Origin of the sequence: Streptococcus sp. oral taxon 058 str. F0407, from assembly GCF_000235485.1 — a bacterium.
Classification (GTDB): domain Bacteria; phylum Bacillota; class Bacilli; order Lactobacillales; family Streptococcaceae; genus Streptococcus.
Map to the genome: position 1 here is coordinate 1 of NZ_JH378884.1, position 2,318 is coordinate 2,318.

Annotated in this window: 6 protein-coding genes; all 6 read right to left on the reverse strand. The window is 32.6% G+C overall.

The genetic code is table 11. The annotated features are described in order from the left end of the window. Positions 1-614 precede the first annotated feature (614 nt). The 6 genes from HMPREF9184_RS01190 to HMPREF9184_RS01205 all read right to left on the reverse strand — a co-directional run bounded on the left by HMPREF9184_RS01190 (position 615) and on the right by HMPREF9184_RS01205 (position 2,007). On the reverse strand, positions 615-803 hold the full coding sequence (locus tag HMPREF9184_RS01190) for a hypothetical protein (protein ID WP_000808786.1): 189 nt from the start codon (positions 801-803) through the stop codon (positions 615-617). Between the two features lie 80 nt (positions 804-883). Then, entirely contained in the window at positions 884-1,096 is a 213-nt protein-coding gene (locus HMPREF9184_RS01195) for a hypothetical protein (protein ID WP_001016294.1), read from the reverse strand. Positions 1,097-1,134: 38 nt separating this feature from the next. Further along, entirely contained in the window at positions 1,135-1,290 is a 156-nt protein-coding gene (locus tag HMPREF9184_RS09720) for a hypothetical protein (RefSeq protein ID WP_000732134.1), read from the reverse strand. A 209-nt stretch (positions 1,291-1,499) separates the two neighbouring features. Continuing rightward, on the reverse strand, positions 1,500-1,676 hold the full coding sequence (locus HMPREF9184_RS09725; RefSeq protein WP_000797313.1) for a hypothetical protein: 177 nt from the start codon (positions 1,674-1,676) through the stop codon (positions 1,500-1,502). Positions 1,677-1,689: 13 nt separating this feature from the next. Then, positions 1,690-1,848, reverse strand: coding sequence for a class IIb bacteriocin, lactobin A/cerein 7B family (locus tag HMPREF9184_RS01200; RefSeq protein WP_001056956.1), 159 nt, complete (start codon positions 1,846-1,848; stop codon positions 1,690-1,692). A gap of 15 nt (positions 1,849-1,863) precedes the next feature. After that, a complete protein-coding gene (locus HMPREF9184_RS01205) occupies positions 1,864-2,007 on the reverse strand; it encodes a class IIb bacteriocin, lactobin A/cerein 7B family (protein WP_000180822.1) in 144 nt (47 codons plus the stop codon). Between the last annotated feature and the right edge of the window lie 311 nt (positions 2,008-2,318).

A 2,318-nucleotide genomic window follows, 5' to 3' on the forward strand; every position in this document is an offset into this window, starting at 1 on the left:
ATATTCATCAAAAATAGGAAAGTGAATACAAGAATAGATTTTAAAATCTTAGTCATTTTCGTCCTCATTGCCTTCTTTAGCCGTTATTTTCTTGATAGTATGGTATTTTACCGCTATGTAAATGATTAAAAGAAGTAGGGGATAAGAGAACAAGTCTGAAACTTCCATGAAATTTACACTGTACTTTCCTGGCAATAGCTTATAGTCCATTAAAACTTGCAGGATAGGTAGTACAATGCGTACTAGTAGAAGCACCCCTAATAACATCACTTCTTTTTTAACATACAGACACCTTCCTCACTAAATGTAGATTACGGTTCATTGGTCTAACACTCCAAGATTGCTTTTATGCTGGAGCTACAGAAATCAGACTCATGTTGTCACCACTTGTCATCTTTTTCTTCACTTCTATAAAGTAAGATAAAAGTCATCAAGAATAATGAAATCATAGGTATATCAAAATATTCGAATCATGTAGGTAGATTTAGTTTGTTTATATCAGCTACGATTCTAATAATTAGATAAGCCATCGAGCTAAACAATACAGTGGTCTCTGACCAAGATTTTCGTAGTAATTGAACAACTTTCATCCCAAACTCCAATCTGATGGTTCATCAATTCCCAATCGTACTTTCTTTTGTTTCGTACTTGTATCCTACATAAAACAGACCAAGCAGAATTGGATAGGTTTCTGGATAAAACAAGGTATTAATTGGATTTTTCATAATCAAATACGTTGCGATGTAGATAATGAGTGATACGGTAAAATATCCCTCAGCAAATCTTAATAAGAATTGTTTCATAGTAGACTCCTATTTACCTGACAAGAAAGGCGGAAAAACTCCGCCATTTACATACGCAAAATCCTTTTGATTCAGATTCATCATTTATAGTTTTGATTATTTTTTGACAAATCTCTGCAAAAAATACCAAAATAGCCCGAAGCAAGCAAACCAACTAAAGTCCACTGCCAATCAAAGGATACTAATGAACCTGTACGAATCAGATGAAGTATAAGATTGAGACCTATTCCCAACAAAGGAATTATAGTGGCTAATTTAGGTAAGAGTGTATTGAGATTAAGGTTGTGATTCATGGTTAATTTCCTTACATACTTTATCCCAAATTTTTAGCTTAACGTCTACTTCCTAGATAACGCCCATACATATAAGAAGCGACTCCTAAAATACCCCAAGCTATTGCTGTTGAAGTAGTAACAACGATACCTCCTTCAGTAACAGATAAGTCTGCTTCTGTCATGATGTCAAATTTTTCATCCAGTTTTTTCATTGTTTCATTCTCTCCTTTTTAAATAATACTAGCTAATTCAATACCTACTCCAACCAAAAGCTCTACTATTCCTGAAGCTGATATAATAATTACTGAAAATTTTTCTGAAATCTTCGTTTATTTCTCCATTTTTTTAGTTCTTTTTTCATTGATAGTAACTAAAAGATGACTATTCAATAGTATTTCCCACACACTAACAATAGTTCTCTTTAAACCTTGTTTTTGCCTGAATCCAAATAACTCATCATTAAAATAAGGATTGGAATCCATAATTCCGAGCCTACATACTGATCAACTTTAAAGGGAATTACATTTAAATCACCCAGCACACAGAGTGCTCCAAAAATGATTAAAAGCACACCTATTAAATTTTTTCGATTTTTCATACCTAATCACTTTTTATCCAAACCTACGTTTTAAATCTTGCCCGATTAATCTACCGCCAAGGAAAATAGTCACTCCTATACCAATCGTAGCTAATGTGATCACGCCTCCATCAGTATTCATCAATTCGTCTTCTGTCAAATCTGACCAATTATTTAAATTATTCATATTCATTTTATCCTCCTATTATCACATAAAGTATCCCCAAGCAATGCCGCCAATAAGTAAGATGCCTCCTACTACCACAGCGGTAACAGAACCCCCATCCACATCCATCAACTCTTCTTCTGTAAGAGCTACAAAGTTCTGTTCCATTTTGTCAAAATTTGTCATCTTTTTCTCCTTCATTTTTATTTTTTTAGTTTACGACTTCTAGATCTTAAACCATTTTAAAAACCAGATTGGAAAAATAATTGAAATCATTTTTCTCCTTCTTGTTCTTCTCACTTATCTATTTGAGAAATGATTTAAAATGAACAGGTAAATTTCATTTATTTCAAATACCATTTGATAAACCATGGCAATAAGATTGGTAAATACATCGCGTAGTCTCCTTCCTTTTTCTTCTTACTTATCTATTCGAAAAACAATTCGAAAATGAACAACTATTTCATTTTTATTTTAAAAACCACTTGATTAACCAT

Bases quoted from the DNA above. Each gene is read 5' to 3' on its own strand.
- HMPREF9184_RS09725 (WP_000797313.1), bottom strand. From the start codon at position 1,676: ATGAAAAATCGAAAAAATTTAATAGGTGTGCTTTTAATCATTTTTGGA.
- HMPREF9184_RS01195 (WP_001016294.1), bottom strand. From the start codon at position 1,096: ATGAATCACAACCTTAATCTCAATACACTCTTACCTAAATTAGCCACT.
- HMPREF9184_RS01205 (WP_000180822.1), bottom strand. From the start codon at position 2,007: ATGACAAATTTTGACAAAATGGAACAGAACTTTGTAGCTCTTACAGAA.
- HMPREF9184_RS01190 (WP_000808786.1), bottom strand. From the start codon at position 803: ATGAAACAATTCTTATTAAGATTTGCTGAGGGATATTTTACCGTATCA.
- HMPREF9184_RS09720 (WP_000732134.1), bottom strand. From the start codon at position 1,290: ATGAAAAAACTGGATGAAAAATTTGACATCATGACAGAAGCAGACTTA.
- HMPREF9184_RS01200 (WP_001056956.1), bottom strand. From the start codon at position 1,848: ATGAATATGAATAATTTAAATAATTGGTCAGATTTGACAGAAGACGAA.